Annotated in this window: 18 protein-coding genes, 2 pseudogenes and 1 riboswitch; of the genes and pseudogenes, 11 read left to right on the forward strand and 9 right to left on the reverse strand. The window is 38.9% G+C overall.

All coding sequences use genetic code 11. From position 1 onward, the window contains the following. Positions 1-251: 251 nt before the first annotated feature. Positions 252-662: a hypothetical protein gene (locus tag I6F66_RS15240; RefSeq protein ID WP_010553497.1), complete on the reverse strand. Its 411-nt coding sequence runs from the start codon at positions 660-662 to the stop codon at positions 252-254. Positions 663-1,336: 674 nt separating this feature from the next. Continuing rightward, entirely contained in the window at positions 1,337-1,744 is a 408-nt protein-coding gene (locus tag I6F66_RS15245) for a hypothetical protein (RefSeq protein ID WP_182197206.1), read from the reverse strand. A gap of 469 nt (positions 1,745-2,213) precedes the next feature. Between I6F66_RS15245 and I6F66_RS15250 the strand changes: the two genes are divergently transcribed. Then, complete coding sequence (locus I6F66_RS15250; protein ID WP_231611894.1) at positions 2,214-2,672, forward strand: hypothetical protein; 459 nt, start codon at positions 2,214-2,216, stop codon at positions 2,670-2,672. A gap of 103 nt (positions 2,673-2,775) precedes the next feature. On the opposite strand, the gene I6F66_RS15255 is transcribed toward I6F66_RS15250, so the two are convergent. The 3 genes and pseudogenes from I6F66_RS15255 to I6F66_RS15265 form a co-directional block, all read right to left on the reverse strand. Beyond that, a complete protein-coding gene (locus tag I6F66_RS15255; protein ID WP_002963249.1) occupies positions 2,776-4,026 on the reverse strand; it encodes a sodium:proton antiporter in 1,251 nt (416 codons plus the stop codon). A 281-nt stretch (positions 4,027-4,307) separates the two neighbouring features. Then, on the reverse strand, positions 4,308-4,715 hold the full coding sequence (locus I6F66_RS15260; RefSeq protein ID WP_039488153.1) for a hypothetical protein: 408 nt from the start codon (positions 4,713-4,715) through the stop codon (positions 4,308-4,310). A gap of 189 nt (positions 4,716-4,904) precedes the next feature. Continuing rightward, a pseudogene (locus I6F66_RS15265) lies at positions 4,905-5,717 on the reverse strand (alpha/beta fold hydrolase). Between the two features lie 123 nt (positions 5,718-5,840). On the opposite strand from I6F66_RS15265, the pseudogene I6F66_RS15270 reads away from it, so the two are divergent. The 3 genes and pseudogenes from I6F66_RS15270 to sbcB all read left to right on the forward strand — a co-directional run. Next, a pseudogene (locus tag I6F66_RS15270) lies at positions 5,841-6,082 on the forward strand (S24 family peptidase); the annotation flags it as partial. Between the two features lie 128 nt (positions 6,083-6,210). Continuing rightward, positions 6,211-7,872 carry a deoxycytidylate deaminase gene (locus I6F66_RS15275; protein WP_170070703.1) on the forward strand — a complete coding sequence of 554 codons (1,662 nt, stop codon included), beginning with the start codon at positions 6,211-6,213 and terminating at the stop codon, positions 7,870-7,872. Positions 7,873-8,575: 703 nt separating this feature from the next. After that, complete coding sequence (gene sbcB, locus I6F66_RS15280; protein WP_197174953.1) at positions 8,576-10,021, forward strand: exodeoxyribonuclease I; 1,446 nt, start codon at positions 8,576-8,578, stop codon at positions 10,019-10,021. Positions 10,022-10,539: 518 nt separating this feature from the next. Here the strand turns inward: sbcB and I6F66_RS15285 are convergent. Next, the gene (locus I6F66_RS15285; RefSeq protein ID WP_197209455.1) at positions 10,540-11,421 is read right to left on the reverse strand and encodes an NAD(P)-dependent oxidoreductase; all 882 of its coding nucleotides are present in this window, start codon (positions 11,419-11,421) and stop codon (positions 10,540-10,542) included. 122 nt (positions 11,422-11,543) lie between these two features. Here I6F66_RS15285 and I6F66_RS15290 point away from each other — a divergent pair, with 122 nt between their 5' ends. Further along, on the forward strand, positions 11,544-12,116 hold the full coding sequence (locus I6F66_RS15290; protein WP_197209456.1) for a glutathione peroxidase: 573 nt from the start codon (positions 11,544-11,546) through the stop codon (positions 12,114-12,116). A 98-nt stretch (positions 12,117-12,214) separates the two neighbouring features. After that, a complete protein-coding gene (locus I6F66_RS15295; RefSeq protein ID WP_197209457.1) occupies positions 12,215-13,195 on the forward strand; it encodes a 2-hydroxyacid dehydrogenase in 981 nt (326 codons plus the stop codon). Between the two features lie 93 nt (positions 13,196-13,288). On the opposite strand, the gene I6F66_RS15300 is transcribed toward I6F66_RS15295, so the two are convergent. After that, complete coding sequence (locus I6F66_RS15300; protein WP_197161008.1) at positions 13,289-14,611, reverse strand: sodium-dependent transporter; 1,323 nt, start codon at positions 14,609-14,611, stop codon at positions 13,289-13,291. Positions 14,612-14,752: 141 nt separating this feature from the next. Here I6F66_RS15300 and I6F66_RS15305 point away from each other — a divergent pair, with 141 nt between their 5' ends. After that, positions 14,753-15,511, forward strand: coding sequence for a 4'-phosphopantetheinyl transferase superfamily protein (locus I6F66_RS15305; RefSeq protein WP_197209458.1), 759 nt, complete (start codon positions 14,753-14,755; stop codon positions 15,509-15,511). 88 nt (positions 15,512-15,599) lie between these two features. Here the strand turns inward: I6F66_RS15305 and lysC are convergent, their stop codons facing one another. Together lysC and nhaD are read right to left on the reverse strand one after the other, a co-directional pair. After that, the gene (gene lysC, locus I6F66_RS15310; protein ID WP_197209459.1) at positions 15,600-17,003 is read right to left on the reverse strand and encodes a lysine-sensitive aspartokinase 3; all 1,404 of its coding nucleotides are present in this window, start codon (positions 17,001-17,003) and stop codon (positions 15,600-15,602) included. Positions 17,004-17,078: 75 nt separating this feature from the next. Further along, positions 17,079-17,251: riboswitch (Lysine riboswitch) on the reverse strand. A gap of 101 nt (positions 17,252-17,352) precedes the next feature. Further along, positions 17,353-18,600 (reverse strand): sodium:proton antiporter NhaD, encoded by a 1,248-nt coding sequence (gene nhaD / locus I6F66_RS15315; protein WP_121955343.1) that lies wholly within the window; start codon positions 18,598-18,600, stop codon positions 17,353-17,355. A gap of 222 nt (positions 18,601-18,822) precedes the next feature. On the opposite strand from nhaD, the gene I6F66_RS15320 reads away from it, so the two are divergent. From I6F66_RS15320 to I6F66_RS15335, 4 genes are all read left to right on the forward strand, one after another. Next, positions 18,823-20,094: a hypothetical protein gene (locus I6F66_RS15320; protein WP_197209460.1), complete on the forward strand. Its 1,272-nt coding sequence runs from the start codon at positions 18,823-18,825 to the stop codon at positions 20,092-20,094. A 3-nt stretch (positions 20,095-20,097) separates the two neighbouring features. Beyond that, a complete protein-coding gene (locus I6F66_RS15325) occupies positions 20,098-20,646 on the forward strand; it encodes a hypothetical protein (RefSeq protein ID WP_197209461.1) in 549 nt (182 codons plus the stop codon). Beyond that, positions 20,643-23,417: an ATPase gene (locus I6F66_RS15330; RefSeq protein WP_197209462.1), complete on the forward strand. Its 2,775-nt coding sequence runs from the start codon at positions 20,643-20,645 to the stop codon at positions 23,415-23,417. The genes I6F66_RS15325 and I6F66_RS15330 overlap by 4 nt, the downstream gene beginning before the upstream one ends. 406 nt (positions 23,418-23,823) lie before the next feature. After that, positions 23,824-24,375 carry a DUF4136 domain-containing protein gene (locus I6F66_RS15335; protein WP_008134542.1) on the forward strand — a complete coding sequence of 184 codons (552 nt, stop codon included), beginning with the start codon at positions 23,824-23,826 and terminating at the stop codon, positions 24,373-24,375. Positions 24,376-24,710 lie beyond the last annotated feature (335 nt).

A 24,710-nucleotide genomic window follows, 5' to 3' on the forward strand; every position in this document is an offset into this window, starting at 1 on the left:
TATTTTTACCTATGTTTCTCTATTTATAGATCTATGTTTTAGGTAACAAGTACTTACCAATATAAATTAGTAGCGTAAGGCTCTAAAAATCACTCTTAAGAGCACTATTATTCAGTAAAGCTGTTTTATTAAAATGAGTGTATTTATAAGTAACTACTGTTATGCAAACATACAAAAAAGCCCATATTAGGTGCTACCTAATATGGGCTTTTATACTCTCGCTAAATTATAAGCGCTTTATGCAAGCATTCTTATAAAGATAACTCTTTTTTAGCGCGAGTTAAGTTATGCGTTACAAGTGAGTTTTTAGAAATTTGAACCGCTTCATATAAATCAGAAATACCCGCAGTGTCTTTTTGAGCCTTAATACGCGCTACACCACGGTTACTTAATGCAAACGATGTAAGTTCGCGTACTTTTAAACGCGGACCATGGCTTTGCTTAAGCAATGCAATTGCTTGTGTACAAATAGCTTCTGCTTCTTCGTAGTTTTTTGATTCAACAGTTAAAGCACAGCTATTAAACGATTTTTCAAATGCAGGTGCTGCAGTTACAGAGTCTTCAATAACCATTAATTTATAATCACCTTGATTAGCCATTGCAGCAGCTGAGCAAGTTAATAATGAGCCAAGAGCGATGGTTTTTAAAAGTGTAAATTTCATGATTATATTCCTGTTATGGCAATTGTTTAAACTAGTGATCTTTTTTAGCGTCAAGTAAATAGCTTAATAACAAGGCAAAAATTATGAAATATAGTCGTTCTATATAAGTAATTTTTTAACGCCGTTAGTGAGTTATTTAATTCGCTAAAATAATCATGTTTTAATAAAATTGGTATTTGTTAGTCGTACTTGTTGCCGACAAGTAAACTTTAGAGTGTTAGCGCAATTACCACAAACGATAAAAACAAACCTAATACGTGAATAAATCTAACCTATAGACTTTAGTCTAACACCCATAAAAATACTTAGTAATTACAATTGGTTAAAATCCATAAAAACAACTAAACAGTAAATAGCAGAATACATTTTTTTTATTTTTTAATAATACCAATTCGCTTAATTAAGTGATCTATTTTGAGGATGGAAAAACGTGTTGATAGCTAGGCAAAAAATTCGCTATTTGGTTGTTCTAAATGAGAATTTTTTAACGCAGGTAGCGACACGTTTAGCCCCGCAAAATGATTAAGTATTATTGCGGATTGGTTTAACACAATACAAAGTTAATAAACACGAAAAAGCCGATGTTGGGGTTTAACCCAACATCGGCTTTTTTACTCTCGCTATTTTATATCATGCTTTAGTAAGCACTTTATAAAACGCGTTATAAAGGTTTTTTATAACGATAATTCTTCTTTAGCGCGAGTTAAGTTGTGCGATACCATTGAGCTGTTAGACAATTTTGATGCTTCGTATAAATCAGCAAGTGCAGCAGTGTCGTTATGCGCTTTTAAACGTGCAACACCACGGTTGCTTAATGCGAATGACGTAAGTTGGCGTACTTTAAATTTAGGGCCATCTGCGTCTTTTAAAAGTGCGATTGCTTTAGTACAAATTGCTTCCGCCTCAGCGTAATTTTTTGACTTAACATTTAGTGCGCAGCTATTAAATGATTGCTCAAGTGGCTGTGGCGCTGTTGCAGTTTCAATAACCATTAATTTGTAATCACTTTGATCAGCCATTGCAGCAGCTGAACATGTTAATAGTGAGCTAAGAGCGATAGTTTTGATAAGTGTAAGTTTCATGGTCATATTCCTGATTAGTTAAGCCGTGCTTGTTGCCGACAACTGAACTTTAGAGAATTACCACAACCCCGACAAACGATTAAAACAAACCTAATAAGTGAAGAAAATTAACCTATAGACCTTAGTCTAATACGTTTAAACTTTTTCTATATATTTAAACAACTTACGCACCAACAATCGTGCCTAAAATCGCTACTTTACGTTTTAAAATGTATATAATTATTTATGCTTTTTTTTAGTTGGTTTTATTTTAAACACCTTACTTTGGCATAGCTGAGTAACTATCAAACAAATTTATACATTTAATTACATGCAATACTAAGTCATGTATTTATAATTACAGCTCTGGTAACTTTTCATCATTAATGGGTTAACTTTTTTGAAACACATACTTTCTCTTTTTGTTTTATTAAGCACGCTTTTATCATTTTGCCAAAATGTTAACGCAAGGCTTTTGCTCGGTAATGACATGCCTAACACCGGTATGTTTATAAAATCAGAATTTAATGGTAATAGCAGCATTACATCTGCGGGTGTAGAAATGATGGTCAAACAAAATTACAGTAACTTTGGTGTTGTTTTTACCAGCGCAATTGGCGCGGCAGTAATCAATAATAAACAAGGCGAGCAAGAAGAATTTATAACGTGGGACAATGGCATGAAGCTTGGTTATTTTAATGACTTTTTTATATACGCCGAGCTTGGCTTAGATCTGTTCGAACTCGCCTTTAAAAACGATAGAGGCGATAACACCTACCAAATAGAAAAATCGAACAACGACATAGACGGTTACGCAGGTATAGGAGCGGGTTATCACTTTAAGCCATTTAAAATAGAAGTATTTACTCGAGCACGCCAAATAGATGGCGACTACTGGGAAGCACAAGAACATATTTACAGCGGTGTGCAGCTCAGCTTTACGTTTTAATTGCCCTTTTTTTTATAAGAAAAATAAAAAGCGTGTGAAATACAGCTATTTCACACGCCTTTTAAAAAATATATTTAACAGGTTTGATCTAACCGATTTATATTTAACGGATAGTTTTGGCTACTTTACCAATACTCAAACCCTGAATTAAAATAGAAAACACCACAACCGCATAAGTAAGAGCCAACAAAATATCGCGCTCGTTCCCATCAGGTAATTGCAATACCAATGCAACCGAAATACCACCGCGCAAACCACCCCAGGTTAAAACTTTCCACGCGCCAGATGGTAACTCTAATTGCTTATTAAATGTAGTGGTTGTTATACCCACAACAATTAAACGTGCCATTAACGCGATTAAAATAGTTAAGCCACCAGCAATAAACAAATTACTCGAAAATGCAATCATGACGACTTCAAGCCCTATGAGTACAAATAAAATGGCATTTAAAATTTCGTCAATCAGTTCCCAAAATAAATCAACATAGTGGCGTGTTTTATCGCTCATAGCCATACTACGACCATGATTGCCCACCATTAATCCCATCATTACCATTGCAAGTGGGCCCGACAAATGCCAATGGCTTGCAAGTGCATAACCACCAATAACGCCCGCTAAAGTAAGGAGTACTTCTTCTTGGTAACTATCAATACTTTTAAGTAAGTAATATAAAATACCACCTAATACCAAACCAAAAACAATACCCCCACCGGCTTCTACCGCCAGCGTGTGCGCTACATAATAAGTTGTAGGAATATCACCACTTGATAAAACACCCAATAAAAGCACAAAAATAACCACGCCAATACCATCGTTAAACAACGATTCACCCGCAATCACAGTTTCAATACTTTTAGGCGCACCCGCAGATTGTAAAATTCCCATTACCGCAATCGGATCGGTTGGCGAAATTAATGCACCAAATAGTAAACACCAAATAAACGCTAAATCAAAACCAAGCAAAGGAAGTACTAAATAAAGCGCACCAGCAATAATAACCGTAGATAGCAACGTACCCACACAGGCCAAAATACCTATTGGCAATTTATAGCGCCTTAAATCGCTAACATTTACATGCAGCGCCCCAGCAAAAAGTAGCATAGAGAGCATGCCATCGAGCAAAACTTCAGTAAAATCTAACTGATCGAGTAAGCTCACTTCGTAATCTATAAGATCATCAAACCCTAAAAAGCCCAAAAATATAGCGCCGATAGATAAAAGCATCGAAATAACCATAACGCCAATGGTTGTTGGCAAGCCAATAAAGCGATGGTTTACATAGGTGAGTAAGGCGGTAATTGATAAAAATATCGCACTTATTTCAAGTACGCTTAGGCTGGTTCCTGGTGCCATGGTTTAAATCTCAATATTTATTTAATGATACCTTGCTCAAAATAAGCAAAGCAGAAGGGTTATTATTTTTTATACGGTTATCTCGCATTATATTCGCGTAGCCTAAACAAGCATACCCAAAATATTAATTATAAATATACACCCTACTCTATTAACGTATTTAAGGTATTAACTTACGCATTAAATAAAACAAAAAAGCCCATGTTAGGAATTAACCTAACATGGGCTTTTTTACTCTCGCTATTTTATAACATGCTTTTGGTAAGCACTTTATAAAGTACTTATAAAGAAAGCTCTTCTTTAGCGCGAGTTAAGTTGTGCGATACCATTGTACTTGTAGACATTTGGTTTGCTTCGTATAAATCAGCAAGGCCAGCAGTGTCGTTGTTCGCTTTTAAACGTGCAACACCACGGTTGCTTAATGCAAATGATGTAAGTTGGCGTACTTTAAATTTAGGACCATCTGCGTCTTTTAAAAGCGCGATTGCTTTAGTACAAATTGCTTCGGCTTGAGCATAATTTTTTGACTTAACATTCAGTGCACAGCTATTAAATGATTGCTCAAGTGGCTGTGGTGCTGTTGCAGCTTCAATAACCATTAACTTGTAATCACTTTGCTCAGCCATTGCAGCAGCTGAACATGTAAGTAGTGAGCTAAGAGCGATAGTTTTGATAAGAGTAAGTTTCATGATTATATTCCTGATTAGTTAAGTCGTACTTGTTGCCGACAACTGAACTTTAGAGAATTAACACAAAACCGACAAACGATTAAAACAAACCTAATAAGTGAATAAATCTAACCTATAGACTTTAGTCTAATGCCAAATTACTAATTTACGGCAATTGGTATTTATAAAAACAACCAACGAAACTTAAACTTATTGAGTGCGTTCTAGTAACTTAACTACTTGGGCTACAACCATTTCTGGCTCATCTTTTTGCGGGTAGTGATAGCTCTTATTTGTTATTACTATTTCACCTCGAGGAAAGGCATTAGCCCACTTTGAATGTAAGTCGCCCCACATTTCACGCGCTTTGTCGGTAAAAAATAATACAGATGGCTTTTTATACTTTTTAACTGAGGCAATTACTGTCACGGGTATATCAGTAATTTGTGGATAATTAGGTAGCGGGCGTTTTGCCCAAAAATCTAAATACTGATTCGACATTCCATTTTTCATATCGTCGAGCTTTATTGCTGCAATTTCTTTTTCAGCGCGTGGCAAATCAATCGCGCGCATAATATCTACATCGTGCTCTGATGCAGGCTCAATTAACATCAACGCCTTAATCTGATTAGGGTATGTCGCAGCAAATACACGCGCAATATAAGCACCATAAGAATGCGCAACATATACAACAGGCTCTTCTATTTTCAGTGTTTTGAGTAATAATACAGCCTCAGCTGCATATTCTTCTGAGCTATAGTTTTTCTTTATTTACGTAGAACCACCATTACCAATACGAGAATACCGTATAACTTTACCGTGCTTGGTAAGTGATTCAAAAACCGGGTCCCAATCACTTAAACCAGCAGAGCCGCCCGCTTCAAGTAAAATAGTATGTTTACCTTTACCAGCTAGCTCGTATTCAACGTCAAAGCCATTTACTTGAACTTTAGCCAGTCCAGCTAAAGCACTATGTGAGATGAAAAGTGAGCAATAAATAATAACTTTTATTAATGATTTCATTGTTATAAATAGGAAGTTTTATTGAAATAATTTTACAATATTAAGCATTTTCATGTATGGTTTCTAGTAATATTAGGTACAATTGAATTTAATCATGTGCTGCTTCGCGGGTGGCATTTTGCTAAAGGTGTGAATCTGAGGCCAAAGTTTGATGAGGGTGATTTGATTTTTGTAGACCCTGAAGCCGAATACATCTACAGCTCATACGTAGTAGCCCACCTAGACGACAACCAAGCGACATTTAAACAGCTAATTATCGAAAACGGCCACAAATTCCTAAAAGCCATTGGCCAGAGCAATTGATACCAATTAATGGTAATTGTACGTTGGTTGGAAAAGTTATTTTTACTGGTAAATCACTTTAAAAGGAGATAATGCGGATGTAATAGTTAAGGGATTATCTATCTCTACGCGATACAATACCAGCAACGAAGCTGTTAGATTAAAGTAAATAAAATTACAATTAATAATCACAAGAATGGTGAGAAAAAGCATGAGTAACTCTAATGAATACCTAACATCCGCACTAGAAAAACTGCACAGCAAAAATGAAGATTTCATAATAATAGGCTTAACAGGCAGAACTGGCAGCGGATGTACATCAACCGCAAAAATATTATCAACAGATAAGGCTGAACTGAAGCATAGCTTATTTTCAGAACCAACTGCGGAGAATAACCTCCAAAGAAAAGAAAAAATACTTAATAAGTTCTATCAAAAAAATTGGCACCCTTTTATCCACTTAAGAGTTAGTTCAATACTGACATATTTGTTGCTAGACAATTTAACTGAAGAAGAAATCAAAACTTTTCTATCAACTCAAGACTCTATAAGAAATAGTGATATTACGTTCTTTTTATCTCTTCAAATAAAATTAAAAGAAAATAAAAGTAAATTATCTAAATCAGATTTCTTTGTAAATCACCTTGAGGAACTTACAAAGTCTATTAGGGAGCAATTGGATAACGAAACATTTGTTAAACTCTATCAAGCATTAGGGCGCAACGCTCGTAGGTCTGGCTGTGTATCTAAAAGTAACATGGTGAAAGGTAAATTTTTCACAATCGCTCAAAACATAAAGTATATTATTAATAAGCTACATGAAGAAAATAAAGAGAATCAGCAAAGCACCTACATTACAATTGATGCAATTAGGAACCCTCTCGAAGCTAGTTATTTTCAAGAACGCTTTTCTGCCTTTTATCTACTAGCAGTATCTTGTGATGAAGAAGTAAGAAAATCACGCTTAAAAGAGAAAGGCTTTTCTGATGAAAGTATCAGTGAGATTGATAAAGTAGAATATGCAAGCCTCGACTTAAGAGATAGGAAAAGCTTTACCGATCAGGATATTCCAGGCTGTTTACAGAAAGCAGATGTATACATTGACAGTAATGCTCAAAATGGTGATTCGGATACTTTTCAGATATTAACAAACCAATTGATAAAGCTCGTATCACTTGCACAGAAACCAGGTTTAATTACACCAACACCGGAAGAAAGATGCATGCAAATCGCATATGCATCAAAGTTAAATTCGGGTTGTCTTTCTCGCCAAGTTGGTGCCGTTGTGACAATGAATAACTTCTCAATTAAAGCCGTTGGTTGGAATGATGCCCCATACGGCCAAGTTCCTTGTAATCTAAGATCAGTCGATAACCTTGAAAATAGAGAAGATTTAGAGGCATACAGCCCCTTCGAATTGCAAGATACTGAGTTTAGAAATCACATGAAAGGCAAGCATCAAAAATTAATAAAAGTAAATAAGAAAGGTTATAACCTTTCTTATTGCTTTAAGTCGGAATACAACCAAATTAAGGGAGATAAAAACCAAGTACACACACGCTCATTACATGCAGAAGAAAATGCATTTCTTCAGATGTCTAAAGATGGAGGTAGTGGAATTAATGGTGGCTTTTTATTTACAACTGCAAGCCCATGTGAACTCTGTGCAAAAAAAGCATATCAGCTTGGAATGAAAAGAATTTACTATATAGACCCATATCCAGGTATCTCACTCAGTCATATTTTAACTTCTGGTAAACAAGAAATGCAGCCTCAAATGGTTCTATTTAATGGTGCCATTGGAAGAGCTTTTCATAAGCTTTATACACCAATTGCAGCATATAAAGATGAATTAAATGCAATGATTGAATAGCGTTTTTAATTACCCTAGTTCAAAGAGTTTTAGTAAGTCATATTAAATTTTTTCTAGGATAGTGTTCAAAAATCTGTGTCATTTCAGCAAACTGATAAAAAAGGAATGACACATGACAAATCAATTCAACTTCAAAGATGCTATTAAGGCACTTCAATCAGGTAAAAACTTAATGTTAAAGGTGGTGTACTAACATCACTTATCAAACAGCTAACCGAGTCAGCGCTTTAGGCTAAGCTTGAATAGTACCTTGTTAATGATCAAGGGCCTAACCGTGAATTTTGAACGCCCTCGAAATTATATTTATTGATCCATACCCAAGTCTGGCTATTCAACACATTATATCCATAGGATTAAATTCGCCTAAACTAATTCAATTCAGAGGGGCTGTCGGCAAAGCATACCATCAGTTGTATGAACCTTTACTGCCTTATAAAGATGAGTTGAATTATTTAACTGATAACTAGACCACTATTTAGAATATTTAGTTTTCGATACAACTCTTGTATTTAGTAAGTGTTGTGTTGAAAAAAAAGATGGTACAAAGCACTACGATACTATTATCAGTAAACTCAACTAAAACATCATTTATCTCCCAAACCTATAAACTCCCTCGCCCATATGCCATAATCTAAATAATTCATTATTTTAGTAACTTGGCGCGTATTTAGGCGTTTTTAAGTTAACTACTCAGGGTTTTCAAATGGCATATCAAGAGCAAAATCAAGCAACAATCTATTGGCACGACTACGAGACTTGGGGAGCAAGCCCTCAAAAGGATAAGCCGAGCCAGTTTGCGGGTATTCGTACCGATCTTGATTTAAATATTATTGGCGAGCCGCTTATTGAATATTGTAAGCCGCAAGCGGATTACTTGCCTCACCCTGAGGCATGTTTAATTACAGGTATTACGCCACAAGTGGCGATGAAAAAAGGCTTGGTTGAGGCTGAGTTTATAGCAAAAATTCATGCCGAATTTAGTGTGCCAAACACCTGTGTTGCCGGTTATAACAGTATTCGGTTTGATGACGAAGTAAGCCGTTATAGCTTTTACCGTAACTTTTACGACCCATACGAGCGTGAATACAAAAATAACAATAGCCGCTGGGATATTATTGATTTAGTACGTGCTTGTTACGCACTGCGCCCTGAAGGCATTGAATGGCCGTTAAAAGAAGATGGCAGCCCAAGCTTTAAGCTAGAGCATTTAACGGTAGCCAATGGTATTGAACACGCCGCAGCGCACGATGCGCTAAGCGATGTAACCGCCACTATTGCACTGGCTAAATTAATAAAAGAAAAACAACCAAAGCTGTATAACTTCTTTTTTGGACTCCGTGGCAAAAAAGCACTCGCTGAATTGGTTGATGTATTTAATATGACGCCGCTGGTGCATACCACGTCGCGCATACCTGCAACACAAGGCTGTACAAGCTGGGTTGCACCAATGAGCTTTCATCCGGTAAATAAAAATGCGGTTATTTGTTTTGATTTAACCCAAAGCCCGCAAGTACTTATTGATTTAAATGTTGAAGAGTTACGCAAACGTTTATACACCAAACGCTTAGATTTGGCCGAGGGCGATTTACCTGTTGGCTTAAAACTAGTGCATTTAAACAAGTGCCCTATTTTAGCCCCAGCTAAAACGTTATTGCCTGAAAATGCCGCCCGTTTGGGAATTGACCGCGAGCAGTGCTTAGCTAACTTAGCTATTTTAAAAGCCAATACCGACCTTCGCGATAAAGTAACGGAAGTGTTTAACGAGCAAGGCGATTACAGCGCAACCACTAACGTTGACTACTTACTTTACGATGGGTTTACAAGCCATGCCGATAAAGCTAAGTTTGCGATTATTCGTGATGCAAAACCAGATGAATTGGCTGGGTTGAAGTTAGACTTTGAAGATAAAAAGTTTAATACATTGTTGTTTAGATACCGCGCCCGTAACTGGCCTGAAACGCTAAACCAGCAAGAGCTTGACCAATGGCGCCAGTATTGCCAAAACAAGCTAATGCACGGGGAAGATCAACCGTCGATTAACGCGCAAGATTTTATGATCACCCTTGAAAATTTAGCGCATGAACATGACGACAGCGAAAAAAATCTTACAATTTTAAAGGCGCTATATAACTACGCACAAAGCATGTAATTTGCTCTAATTTTGTTTATATAACGCATTAAAAACGCGACACTTTAGCAATAAAGTGTCGCGTTTTTGTTTATAAATATCTGTACCCCTACAAACAAAGCAAAATCTATTTCACAAAAAGAAACGAATGAGAAGTAAATGAGAAGACATAAAAACGACAACCGCTTTAGATCTATTACTTCCTCTAAAAGCGCAGCGCCTCATAACCTCTTTGTGAATAAGTCACTTTACGGACTTTGCCCATCACGCAAGCAAGCTTCGCGTCTCCAAAAACAATCATAAATCTACACTTTGGGGTAAACGTAGAGCTTGCTCACGTGAAAAGCACCGCTTTTAATTACTTAAATAAAACTCTATTCACAAAGAGAAGCGAATGAGGAGTAAATGAGAAGACATAAAAACAACAACCGCTTTAGACTTATTACTGCCTCTAAAAGCGCAGCGCCTCTAAACCTCTTTGTGAATAAATTACTTTACGGGCTTTGCCCGTCACGCAAGCAAGCTTCGCGTCTACAGCGTTACTTTTTATGCAGTGCTTCTATACGTGCTAGTAAGCTTGAGGTGTCGTATCTGCCGCCGCCGAGTGCTTGTACGTCGGCGTAATATTGATCGACCGTTGCGGTCATTGGCAGTGTTGCGCCGTTGTTTTTAGCTTCATCGAGTGCAATGCCTAAATCTTTACGCATCCAATCTACGGCAAAACCAAACTCATATTCACCTGCCCACATTGTTTTGTAGCGGTTTTCCATTTGCCACGAACCGGCTGCACCTTTAGAAATGGTTTCTATAACTTTTTCACCATCAAGCCCAGCTTGCTTGGCAAAATGTAAGCCTTCGGCTAAACCTTGCACTACACCAGCAATACAAATTTGATTAACCATTTTACAAAGTTGTCCCGAGCCAACGCCGCCTAACAGTTGGCTAAAACGACTAAACGCCGCCATAACTGGCTGCACTTTAGCAAATACAGCTTCACTGCCACCCGCCATAACCGTTAATACGCCATTTTCGGCGCCAGCTTGTCCGCCCGATACGGGAGCATCTATAAAGTCGATATTTTGTAATGCCGCTTTTGCTGCAACTTCGCGGGCTACTTCGGCAGAGGTTGTGGTGTGATCAACCAAAATAGTGTGCGGTAACATGCCAGCTAATACGCCGTCATCGCCGTAGACCACTGAGCGTAAATCGTCATCGTTACCAACACACATAAATACGATGTCGGCATTGCTAGCAGCTTCGCGCGGGGTTGGTGCAAAGCTTCCTGAATGTTCTGCAGTCCACGCCTGTGCTTTAGCTTGAGTACGGTTATAAACGCATACGCTGTGCCCTGCTTTTGCTAAATGCCCCGCCATTGGGTAACCCATTACGCCTAAACCTATAAATGCGACTTTCATTGACATAAAAATGACCTATTAAACTGATAACTTAGAAACTAGACCTCGATTATGTCAACCGGTCGATAAAAAAGCGAATGAAAATCTTTATAAAATTTCCTTAAGCGGGAAAGGTAAGTAGGTAACCTATGGACAGTATTTATCAATTTAATGCACCACTTTATAACAGCGAAAATTTTTCTCTTAGTCAGTTACAGGGAAAAACCGTACTTATTGTTAATACAGCGTGTAAGTGTAATTTTTCGGTGCAATTAAACGCGCTCGAAAAGCTCTATCAGCAATACAAAGGCCATGGTTTTACTGTGCTTGCGTTTCCATGTAACCAGTTTGGTCAAAATGAGCCGCTTGATAACTTAGCCATTAAAGACTTTTACCAAGAGCAATTTAATGTGTCGTTTGAGGTATTTGGTAAGGTAATGGTAAACGGGCCAGAAACACACCCGTTGTTTAATTATTTAAAGTCGCATACGCGGGGTATTTCGCAAAACCGTGCTATTAAGTGGAATTTCACTAAGTTTTTAATTAACTCACAAGGGCAACTTGTTGCACGTTATGCTCCGCGCACTAAGCCCGAAACACTTATACAAGTAATAGAAAGCAACTTACTGCAAGCCGCAAAGTTAAGCGCAGCTAAAGATGGTAAAAAGGCATCTTCAAAAATACCTTTGTTTACCTCAAGTAAGGCTCCGCTTAAGGCTTAATTTAAATCAATAAAATGCGTACTACTAAAGCACAGGTTTATAAAGTAGTTTATTGTATTAGTAATAAATAATACTCCTTAAGCGTCGAGGCTATTACCATGAACATTGCTTTTTTTAGTACTCAAAAGTACGAACTGCCTTTTTTTGAACAAAGTACACGCGATCAGTGCGATATAAAAATAACGTATTTTGAGCAAGCTCTGAGCGAACAAACCGCTATTTTAGCAAGCGGGTTTGATGCCATATGCGTGTTTGTTAACGACACCGTAAACGCCGCTGTTATTGAGCAACTGGCAAGCCAAGGCATAAACACTATTTTGCTGCGTTGTGCAGGGTTTAATAACGTTGATTTACCTGCAGCAAAAGCACATAAATTAAAGGTATTACGCGTACCAGCATACAGCCCAGAAGCAGTAGCTGAGCACTGCATAGCACTTATGCTAACGCTTAGCCGTAAAACCCATAAAGCGTATAACCGCGTTCGCGAAGATAATTTTGATTTAAACGGATTACTCGGTTTTAACTTGCACAATAAAACCGTGGGTATTGTGGGCTGCGGTAAAATTGGCCTTGCGCTGTGTAACATTTTAAATGGCTTTGGCGCTAAAGTATTAGTGTGCGACCCCTACGCACAACCTGGCAATTATACTATTACCGATATAAACACCTTGCTTAGCCAAAGCGATGTGATTTCTTTGCATTGCCCACTTACCGAGCAAACTCATCATTTAATAAATGACGAGGCGTTTAGCAAAATGAAAACCGGCGTTATGCTTATTAATACCTCACGAGGCGCACTGCTTGATAGTAACGCGTGTATTAGCGCGCTTAAAACTAAAAAACTAGGCTACTTGGGGCTCGACGTATACGAGCAAGAGTCGGAGCTATTTTTTAAAAATCATAGCGACGAAATAAACCAAGACGATATATTTTCGCGTTTAGTGAGCTTTAAAAATGTTTTAGTAACGGGGCATCAGGGCTTTTTTACCCAAGAAGCACTCACCGAAATAGCAAATACAACCCTACTTAACGCGCTGGAAGTAAATGAAGGTAAGCCTCTAACTAATGAGGTTTTATAAAGTTCTTGGCTATACCTAAATAACAGGTACAAAAAAAGCGAATAAGGTGAGCCCTATTCGCTTTTTTGTTTAAAAATTCACTTTAAATAGAGCTTAGCCAAACGCGACGTTTGCAAATACCAAGGTCATTAATATTGGGCAAACAAAACGAATATACTGAGCAAACCAGTAATGTACGCCTGTTGTTGCTTGATGTAATTTATTACCACGCTGCCACATCCAACCTACCGTAATAAAGTAAAACAAGCCCATAAGCGGTAATTGGTATTGGGTAAATAGCATAATGACTAAGCCAAATAACCAATCAAAATTTAATATAATGGCGCTTGCACACACAAGTACAACGGCGCTAACTGCCCATGTTGCTTTGGTGCGGCTAACGTTATGGTTTTCGACTAAAAACGCGACCGGAATTTCGGTGGTCGATATAGTTGACGTAACCGATGCGATAGACATTAATACAAAAAACAATAAACCAACTAATAAGCCAATTTCGCCCATGGTGCTAAATAGCGCAGGTAAAATAGCAAAAATAAGTTGCCCTTCGCCAATAAGCTTTCCGCCACTAAATACTTCAACGCCGTTATGCTGCGCTACATAAATAGCAGGAATAATGAGTAATCCTGCTAAAAAAGCGACACTGGTATCAAGTAAAGCAACACCTGCGGTGAGCTTTGGTAAATTAGCATCTGGTTGTAAATACGATCCGTAAATCATCATACAACCCACACCTAGTGAGAGCGAAAAGAACGCTTGCCCCATTGCGGCAATAATTAAATTAGGGTCGAGTATTTGGCTAAAATCAGGAATTAAATACGCGGCAAAGCCTTCGCTTGCGCCATCAAGTGTAGCAATGTAGGCAATTAAACCAACAAGCAATACGAGTAGCAGTGGCATTAAACGGCGCGACCAGGTTTCTATTCCCGATTTAACCCCTTTTAAAATAATACTGGCAGTTAAAATAAGCATAAGCGGCGTAAATACAAAATTACGCAGCACTGAGTCACTATGTAAAAACTCGCTTGCGCCTGTAAAACCAAAAAAGGTTGTTATGGGTTCAATAGCGTACGAGAGCATCCACCCAGCTACTATTGAATAAAAACTTAGCATAACAACTGCGCCTGCAAGGCCAATATAACCTGCCGCAGCACCAACTTTACGGTTAGTGTTTTGCCATGCATCGCCCAATGCTTTTACAGGATTAGCTTGTGCTTTGTGACCTAAATAAAGTTCGGTATACAGCGCAGGGAGCGCAAGTAAAAATATAACAATAAAGTAAACCAGTAAAAATGCACCGCCGCCATGGTTGGCCGCTTGCGTAGGAAAACCCCAAATATTACCCAAACCCACTGCTGCGCCAGCAGCGGCTAAAACAAAACCAAGTCGGCTTTGAAACCCATCACGCACTTGTGCCATACATCTACAAATCTGTTATTATTTTGATTGTTGTGAATTAAACCATATTTCATGCCAGCTGAGTAATAAAATTGTACCCAGCCTTTATTAGTGGCACTAACCGCTCACAATATCAGCGACTTCTTTTGCTTTAGGGCTTTTATGACTGAACACTATTTTAAAAACACCTTGAGTATTACTTCAACTCAATTGGCAAATTTGTCTTTAGCGAGTAACAGTATTTTATTATTTAATGCTAAAACACTTGAGCTTAGTGACTTTAATTTGCCCGATTGCTTAAGCCTATTTGAGTTAACCATTATAAACCGTCGCAAAAGCCCTCAAGCTAAGCAAGAGTATTTAGCGACGCGGTTATTGTTAAAACACCTTATTAAAATAACGCAGCCGCAACATGCGCACATAGCCCTTAATAAAATGAGTACAGAATTTGACGAGGAAAGCTCAAAGCTGCAAATACATGTGAGTAGTGATGTTATTAATACCTGTATTTCGCATTCGCATGGTTTAGTTGGGGTCGCGCTAAATTTTGATAAAAGCGAGTTTGGTTTTGATATTGAAAAAATAAGCCTAAAGCGCCCGTTTGAAAAGCTCGCTAAGCATTTTTATCATCAAGATGAAATTTCACTTATTACCGAGCCCACTAATACCCAAGCCCAAGCAGATACGTTTTTTAGAATTTGGACATTAAAAGAATCACTTGCTAAAGCCACCAGCCGCCCTATTGCAAAACTACTTAGCCCCAATGTGTTTGACGAATTAAATAGTGCAAAGCTGAGTGCTAGCAGTAATCGCGTTACTGTAGTTGATAGCAGTGACAGCAATGTTTGTTTTGATGTAAGTGTGGTGCATAAAAAAAGCACCGACTGGCGATGCTTTTTATTGACCGACTTTGTTAAGTAATTTTGTTAAGTAACTTTATTAACTGATTTTACTAGGTAACTTTAATAAATCGCTTTCCTGAATAACCGCTTCTTAATAGTAAAATTATTTAAGCAGCAAAATCGTTTTCTAATAAACGGCTATGAATAGACTGTACTACGCTATCTGACTCAGTTTGCTCTACTAAAAAGCACAGGTTGTGCTTACTAGCACCGTGGCAAATTAATCGAATGTTAAAGTCTTTTAGTACACTCATTAAGTTCATTTCGTGTTGGCGTAATTGAATCTCAGAGCCAATAAGTGCCACCAATGTTAGGTTGTTTTCTACCGAAACATGGCAAAATTCTGCAAGCTTATCTAGGCATTCTTGATCGAGCTCTGGGCGCGAGGCGTTTTGCGCGTTATCAAGGGTTATAGCTACGCTGATTTCTGATGTGGTTACCAAATCGACCGATATATTGTATTCACTTAATAGTGTAAATACGCGTGCTAAAAAGCCGCTTGCTAGTAGCATTTCTGGGCTTTTAAGCGTAAGCAATATTTGGTTTTTACGTTGCGTTACTGCGCGTATACCTGGTTGCTGCGACTTTTCGCGCTCAATCCACGTACCGCCACGCTCAGGCTCGCGACTAGAACCCACAAATACGTTAATGTGACTACGGCTTGCTGGTAAAATAGTTGCTGGGTGTAATACTTTTGCGCCAAAGGTCGCCATTTCGGCGGCTTCGTCAAAACTTAAACGTGCAATAGGCGTCGCTTTTGCGCACAAACGCGGGTCGGTGCTAAAAATGCCCACTACGTCAGTCCAAATATGCACGCTTTTAGCGTTAATTGCTTCCGCTAATAATGCCGCGCTGTAGTCTGAACCACCACGTCCAAGCGTTGTTGTTTGGCCATATTCGTCGCTGCCAACAAAGCCCTGAGTCACAATTACTTGAGTGTCTAATAACGGGATTAAATGTTCTTTAGCGGCTTGCGCTGTGGCTGCAACATTGGGCGTTGCTTTGCCAAATTGGCTGTCGGTTTTAAGCACCTTGCGTACATCAAATCGATCGGCGTTTAAGCCATTTAAACGCAGCACCTGAGCAAACAAATACGACGATAAACGCTCACCAAAGCTAAGTAGCTCATCGTGTTGTTTATCGGTTATTAGTGACTCTTGAGCCAATGTTTGAAATGCTTTTAGAGTTTCGTTAAAGCCAACTGCTAAATCGGCATCAAGCGATAACTCATCTAAAATAGTTTGTTGAATAGCAAGCACACCGTTTATGTGCTCTTGGCGCTCACTTGAGGTAATACTTGGTTTGCACAGTGCAACTAAGTGGTTAGTTACGCCGGCGCTAGCGCTCACGGCAACAATACGTACGCTTTTATCTGCAACAATAATTTCGCTACAGCGACTCATCGCTTCAAAATTTGCAACACTTGTTCCGCCAAATTTGGCAACGATGTAATCTGACTTTGCGCTTAACTCTGTTTGAGGCACTGTTTGTGGCGCTGATTGGGTAGTCATTTAGTCTCCTTTCGCGATATCCAAATCGCAATAAAACAAGAAGAACTTGGCAAAGGAATGCTTGAAGATAAGTCCACTGCCAGAAGCTCTCCACCTATATTGGTGACAGTTTTGAGGATTCAGCCCCATAAACCGAAAAATAATGACGACGTACCATTATTTTCCTCGGCGAGTACTTCCCTCCTTAATGATCATCGGCTTTCGTCGCCTAACATTAAGTACCTAAGTATCGCACCTCTTCTGAATGCTTTATTAACCAGTGGCTAATAAAACAAAACCCCACTAAGTAGCGGGGCTTTGAAAGTTATCGTTTAGACGTCTAGCTGTCAAGCATTTAATAATTTATGAGTTAAATAAAACTGCCCATGTAATAAGAGCCTGCATATCCAACCGTGTAACAAATTAATAAATGCAGCGATAAACGCAAGTAGCTCATAAAGGTAAGCGCTTTAACTTTACTCATGGCAATAATACCCGCAGCAGAGCCAATGATAAGCATTGAACCGCCCACGCCCGTTGCATAAGTAAACGACAACCAATGTTGTTGACTCATTACTATATCGGCTTTTAATAATGCAGCAGTAAGTGGTACGTTATCGACCCCTGCTGATAATATGCCCATTAAGTAGTTTGCGTACTCTGGCGCCATTACCGTGTATAGGTCGGTAAATTTACTCAACATACCAATTTCTTTAAGTGCGCCTACAAGTAAAAGTACACCTACAAAAAACAATAATGTGTCGTATTCTATATCGCGAACAAAATCGATTATGTCTTTATTAATGTCTTTTTTGCGCATTAAAAATTGCGCCACTAAAAACATAACTGATAAGCCAAACAAAAAGGTGAGTAAAGGCGGTACGCTGTAAATTACGCTAAGCGTAAGTGTGCTAATTACGGTAGATAAAAATATAACAGCAATGGTAATGTCGGTTTTTTCAATGCGGGTTTTACCCGCACCGGCAAATTCAACTCGCCCTTTCATACCGATAGACAGTAGCGCAGCTAACAGCATAACGCTTGCAAGTGCTGGCGCTATAAGCAGCAATAAATGAGCTATGGTTACTTTGCCATCTAAAAATATCATCAGTGTGGTTACGTCACCGGTTATTAACGATACCCCGCCTGAGTTAACCCCAAACACAATAAGCGTGGCGTATTTAATGAGTTTTTTAGGTTCAAGTTTTAACGACATAACAACCGCAAGCGATATAAGCGTAGCTGTTACGTTGTCTGAAATCGACGAAAACAAAAATGCAAAACCACCCACCAAAAACATCAGCTTTTTTTCGCTAATACTTTTTGGCATAACACGATGCACAATATTTTCTATAAACCCCTTTGAATTTAAATAAGCGACAAAGGTCATTGCAGCCATTAAAAATAACCATAGAGAGGCAATTTCTAAAATATTTTCGTTTAGGAGGTGTTGAATCGTATCGGGGCTTTGCCCGTGTAGAGGGTATATAAAAAGAAGAATCCAGCAAAGCGTACCAAAAAACAGCGTGGTTTTAGCTTTATTGACATGGATTATATCTTCTATAACGATCAGTAAAAAAGCAATCGCTATCAGGGTTAGAATAATCGAGGAAACCATGGTAGTTAAACAACCTTTGATATAGTTTTAAAGAACACACAAATAACATTCCATTTCATGTGCCTATTTTCGGCGCGAATTTTAGCACTGCCTCTATGCAAAAACTATTATTAAATGGTCTTAAAAACGAATACTATATACAGACAAGGTTAATTAAAAATACGTAATAATGAGTATGAACAGAATACTCAATAATAAAATACTAGGATGTTGTAACCTCTTATGATCCCAGCTAAAAAGCTACTAAACACCATAACCGAACATTGGGGTGTATTAGAGCTATTATTTAAACGTTTTAAAATGGCTGACTTTAGCCTGAAAGACGTACAAAACGCCATTAAACAAAAACAGCCTACGTGGTCAAACGAGCGTATTTATAAAGAAACAAATCGCTTGTTAAACCAAGATATTTTAATTCCACTGGCTAAATCTTCACAGCTTGAGATAAATCGTGCCATTGCCGATTTTGCTACTTTTTTACTGCAAGAAGAACATTTAGGTTTAGCGCAAGAAATTAGCGTATTAGTCGACGATTTGGCACGTTTAGGTAACCGCCTAGATAACGCTGGCGAAATAGAAGACTTTGACGACTTACGCCGCTTTAGCCGCATTATGGATGATCGGGTGCGTAAAATAATGAAGCTCTACTCGCATAACGAAAACGCCATTTTAAATATTGTTGAACAAGCTAAATCTAATAATGCGGTGCAATCGCTGCAAAAGCGTTATAAAGCGGTAATAGAAGCGTTTGACGAATACATAGAGCCCATGCTTGAAATGGTTGATATTCGCGGTGAATTTCATGCGTGTTTTACCCTCATTGAAGAGCAAATAAGTAAGCAAATTATTCATATTGAACGCTCGGGTAAAGCCTACAACGATAAACGCATGTTGGAGCAATTACGTACCCGTATACTCGAAATGCATTTAGTGGGCAGAGAAAGCTTACGTAAAAGTGCTGATATGCTTATGCCGCTGCGCGAAGAGCTTCGCCGTAATAACTTAATTACTCGCCAAGCAGCCAAAGTACTTGGGCTGGTGCGTAAAAATGGCGTAGACAACATGCTAAGTGCTGTACAGCCACACTTTGTGAGCGACGCACAGCGATATTCGCTTGGTCAGCAACGCCATATTGTGGCTTACATGGCAAGCTTGGTTGAATTTGAACACGAAGAATACCAATTGCCTGACCAACAAGACGTGCCTGCATTTGTTACGCCTAATATTCCTGACTACAACGATGTTAAAACCAGCTTTGCTAAGCGCTTTAATAAAAAACGCAAAAAGCCGCAACCCTTGCTGCAATTTTTAGACGAAAGCTACCCAAATCTCGATGCCGACGAAATGCTATTTTTGTATCAAAAATTAGTCAGCGACAGCGATATTAAAATAATTCAAAGCGATGAAAAAGCCCGCGTAAAAATTGCCGGTCAGCACTTTTCTTTATATCCATTTAATTCAGAGCCTCAGCCAGATTCAAAGGCAGGTAAATAAACCATGACACACATAAACTTAGACGAGCTAACCCATCTACAAGCCATTAATAAAAAATTAGTAGCGGGTTATCACATTTGCGAGCAAGACAACGTAATGTGGCAAGAGCTTGACCAACACATAGAAAGCTACAGCGCCTTATTTACAGCCCTAGGCAACGATTTAAAACGCGACAGCCGTGGCTTTTATTATTTTGGTAGCGACGAAAGCACGCCAAATATGGGCAAGATATCTCGCGCTATCGCGCTCACTATTTACATTTTAATTGAACACTACGCCAATACGGGTAAAGACCCAATGCGCGCATTGTTTGACGAAGTAAACGATTTAGAGCTTATGCAAACGCTGGTGCAAATTAACAAACACTTGTTTGATCAGCTTGAGATATTTTCGGGATCGGACCTGCGTAAAGACGTATACCTGCGCATGGTGCGCTTAGGTTTAGCCCGCGAAGTAGAAGGCGGCTTTATGCTACAAGCGCCGATTCACCGCTATATAGATGCATTAATGGAAGTAAACGAAGAAACCTACATTACAGAGGACGAGGAATGAAAAATCTATACGGACTGAGTAAACTCGCCCTACTTAACACCGCAGGCTATGCAAAATGTGTGATCCCGCTTGATAAAAGCAGCTCTATTTGCGCGCCAAATAACACAGGTAAAAGTTCGGTTATTAACGCCCTGCAGTTTCCGCTTATTAACGATTTACGCTTAACCGAATGGGATGGACACGACTTAGATGAAACCCGTAAGTTTTATTTTTCATCCGATCAGTCGTACATTTTACTAGAAGCTAACTTGCCTCATGGCTCGGTAGTGATTGGCGTTGCCGGGCTTGGTAAAATTGCCGGTTACGCGCATCAATACTTTTGTTATCAAGGAAAGCTTGATTTAGAGCAGTACACGCAAGGTAAAACAATTATTAAATTTACCAAGCTGTTCAACCATTTAAAATCGCTTAACTACAACCCTATTGAGCTCAAAGCACAAGAGCTAAACGCGCTATTGACTGGCGGTGCAACGCCTTTTGACGGCGACATTAACTTAAAAATGATTCCGCTTAATAATGTGCAAGACTCCTCTATTTATAAAGAAATATTCCGCCGCATTCTTAACTTACATAAATTAGGCGCAAGCGATGTAAAACGCTTTATGCTACGCGTGTTTGAACGCCATATGTCGAACTCTAAGGTCGACTTTTATGAAGTATGGCGCCGCTCGTTTGATAAAGTAAATCGCTCAAAACGCGAATTAAAAGCGCTTGAATCTATGCAAGAACCAATAGCCGCGCTTGAATCAATGCTTGAAAACCAAACCGTGCTTAAAGGTAAATTAGCGGCGTACGCACCTAAAATTGACCAAGCACTGATTGATTTTGACACTTATCAAGAGTCGCAACTTAATGAGCTGGGTATAGCGCTTGAAGATATAGAGCACGAAAAACACGAGTTTGAGCAAAAGCAAAGCCTATACGTACAGCAATCGCGCGATATAGAGCGCAGACAAACGCAAATTGAGCAGTGGTTTTTAGATTACGATGCGCTTAAAAGCGAATTTGAGCTGGTAAATAAAGCCACCCTTAAAACCAGCCTGACTCAGTTAAAGCAAGATTACGAGTCGCTTTCGCACTCTATAACCAGCGCACAAGGGCAAAGCCTGCATACGCTTGACTACCGCATTAGCGAAACTCAAAAACAAATTAAGAGCCTAAAGCTGCAACTTAAAAACCTTGAGTTTAATTTGTTTACCCGTATGCGCGAAGACCTCTCGTTAAAAGAAGTAGAAGAAATATCGCGTATTTTAAACCCTGACATTCTCTCGTTTGCGACCACCACCAATGGCGATATAACCATTGATGACGAAGACGCATTTGGGGAATTTTTATCGCTATTGAGTGAAAATGTTAAAGGCGGTGTACTAACGCTACCAGGTGCGAGTATTAAGCTTAAAAAGCTATCCCCAGTGCAAATGCAAAGCGGCGAAAACAAAGAGCAATTAACCGCTCAGCTCAGTGCACTTGAGCATTCACTCAAAGAGTTTAAGCAACAACGCGATGTTGCAGCAAATGTTGCCGACAAGCAAAAAGAAAAAGACGAATTATACGATGAGCTAATGAGCGCAGAGAGCGCGCTAAAACGCTTAGAGCAGTTTGATGTAATGCAGCAGTCGGTTGAAGCGCAAGCCATGCTAAAAGAGCAATTATTAGCTGAGCGTGAGCAAGTTGACGACTACCTGCAAGATATTCAAAAAAATAGTGGCTCAATTGCTGACAGACGCTCGTTAATTAAATCAAAACAAGACCAAATCAATCGCCAAACAGAGCGCTTGCGCCAAGTTAAAAGTGAGCGAATTGATCACACACTTGATTTATACAGCGGTAAAGTAACCCCGTACATGATTGATATTACAGTCGACTTTGATAACTTAAGCGACCTTGTTCATCACTTTAATAAAGACTGCCAAGAGCTGCGTAATTTTGACATAAACGTGCGTAATACCTATTTGCATGTGTACAACGCGGGTATTACTAAATTTGATAACGAAAACGACGAATATACTAAGTACCAAAAGCTAATTAGCGCATTTCATAATATTGATAACGAACGCGATGCTGTTGAACGCCAAGCACGCGTTGCGCTTACCGAAGTGGCCGCCACTATTAAAGGCTTGCGAGAAGATTTAGACCGACTTCGCCGCGAAATGAACAGCTTTAATAAAGGTATAAGCCAGCACCGTATTTCAAACCTGCAAGCGTTTAAAATTAACGTAATACCGCGCAAAATGCTGGTTGATAGTATAGATACCATTATCAGCACGTCGCATCAGTTTGAGCAAGGTGACACGCTTGATTTACTTAGCCAAGAACCGTACAGCGAAAGCGCAGTAAACGAAGCGAAAGATCACTTAATTAAACTCGCCTCAGATAAAGCGGGCTTAACACTTACCGATTTATTTGATATTCGATTTGAAGTGGTTAACCGTGCAGGTGAAACAGAGCACTTTGAAAAAATAGACTCAGCCGGCTCAAACGGCACACGTATTACGATTAAGTTATTGTGTGGCATGTTATTTATTCGCTACTTATTGAGTGATCAAGAACAAAACCTATACCGTATACCTATTTACATAGATGAAGCGGCCGACATTGACCCACAAAATCAAAAAGCAATTATAGAAACCGCATTAAGCTTTGGTTTTGTGCCTATATTTGCCTCAGTTAAGCCACAAATAAGTTGTGACTACATTGTGCCTATTCGTTCAGTAAAAGACGGTGCACAAAACTGGGTAGATGAAAAAGATTGGATTGAAGTTGAACATTAAACTTTTACTGATGACTAATTAACAGAGGTTAATTAGTCATTCAGCCATAGGGCGTGTTGACCTTTGTGGATTGAAATTTGTTCAATTTAGGGGCAATTTAATCGCAGCGTGAGGTTTGTAACCTAGTGGGCTAAGTAAAAACCGAGCAACAAAGAGTTAATTGCCCCTAGGCAGAACCCTTCGCGCAGCGCATGTTTGGCATTTATGCTGCGTTATCACCTATTTATGGGGAATAACCACACTACATAGGCTCTGCCTTGCCCAAATACCAAACATACTGCTGCAAATTCAACCACGAAAGGTCAACACGCCCTGACAATTAGACTAATATTTAGGACGTTTAAATAATACACATTTAAACTATGTGTGTTATTTTAAATTAATGCATTTTATTGGAGCAAACGTAATGAAAAATATACTTATTGTTGCAGCGCTAGCACTTCTTACAGCCTGTACACAAACCCCAGATTGGGATTACGATAAATCAGCTAACTTTAGTAATTTTAAAACATTTGCTTGGGTAGAAAACGCCAGCCTAACTAAAGACACAAATAACTATCAAATTAATGGCCTGATGGAAAAGCGTGTTCGCACTGCCGTTAATGCAGAATTGAGCCAAACACTAGGTATGAGTTTAGTTGATGCAGCGCAAGCTGATGTACTTGTTAACTATCATGCATCGGTAGATAAAGAGCTTGAAGTAGACAACTTCAATATAAACTACCGCCCGCATTGGGGTTATTGGGGTACTGGTTTTCAACGCGATACAACTGCGCGTGAATACGAAGTGGGTACGTTAATTATTGATATTGTAGACCGTGAATCTAACCAGCTTGTATGGCGCGGCGCAAAAGAAGGCCGATTAAAGAAAAATCAATCGCCAGAACAACGTGAAGCATCAATTAATAAAACAGTTAGCGAAATATTAAGTAACTTCCCGCCGCAAAAGCAGCAGTAAGTTAAAATTAGCTATAAGTAAGTTTTAAAAGAGCTCACAGTACGTGAGCTTTTTTGTGGGTGTGTATTTTTGGAACTTTTAAAATAAAGTAATTACGAGCTACGCCCGTCACGTCAGCAAGCTGCACGTCTACAAAAAACACCGCGTCAAACTTTACCTGTAGGCGCTAAGCTTGCTTGCGCGAGAAGCGCAGCTTCTAATTACTTATCTGTCTCCAATCTAAATTACGAGCTACGCTCATCACGTCAGCAAGCTGCACGTCTTGTATCTCTCATTGATAAATGATTAGCTATCGTTTATCACATCGAAGTCAGTGAGCTTGCCTGTGCGTCTAG

This window comes from Pseudoalteromonas sp. NZS100_1 (assembly GCF_015864285.1).
In the GTDB taxonomy this organism is placed as follows: Bacteria; Pseudomonadota; Gammaproteobacteria; order Enterobacterales; family Alteromonadaceae; genus Pseudoalteromonas; species Pseudoalteromonas arctica.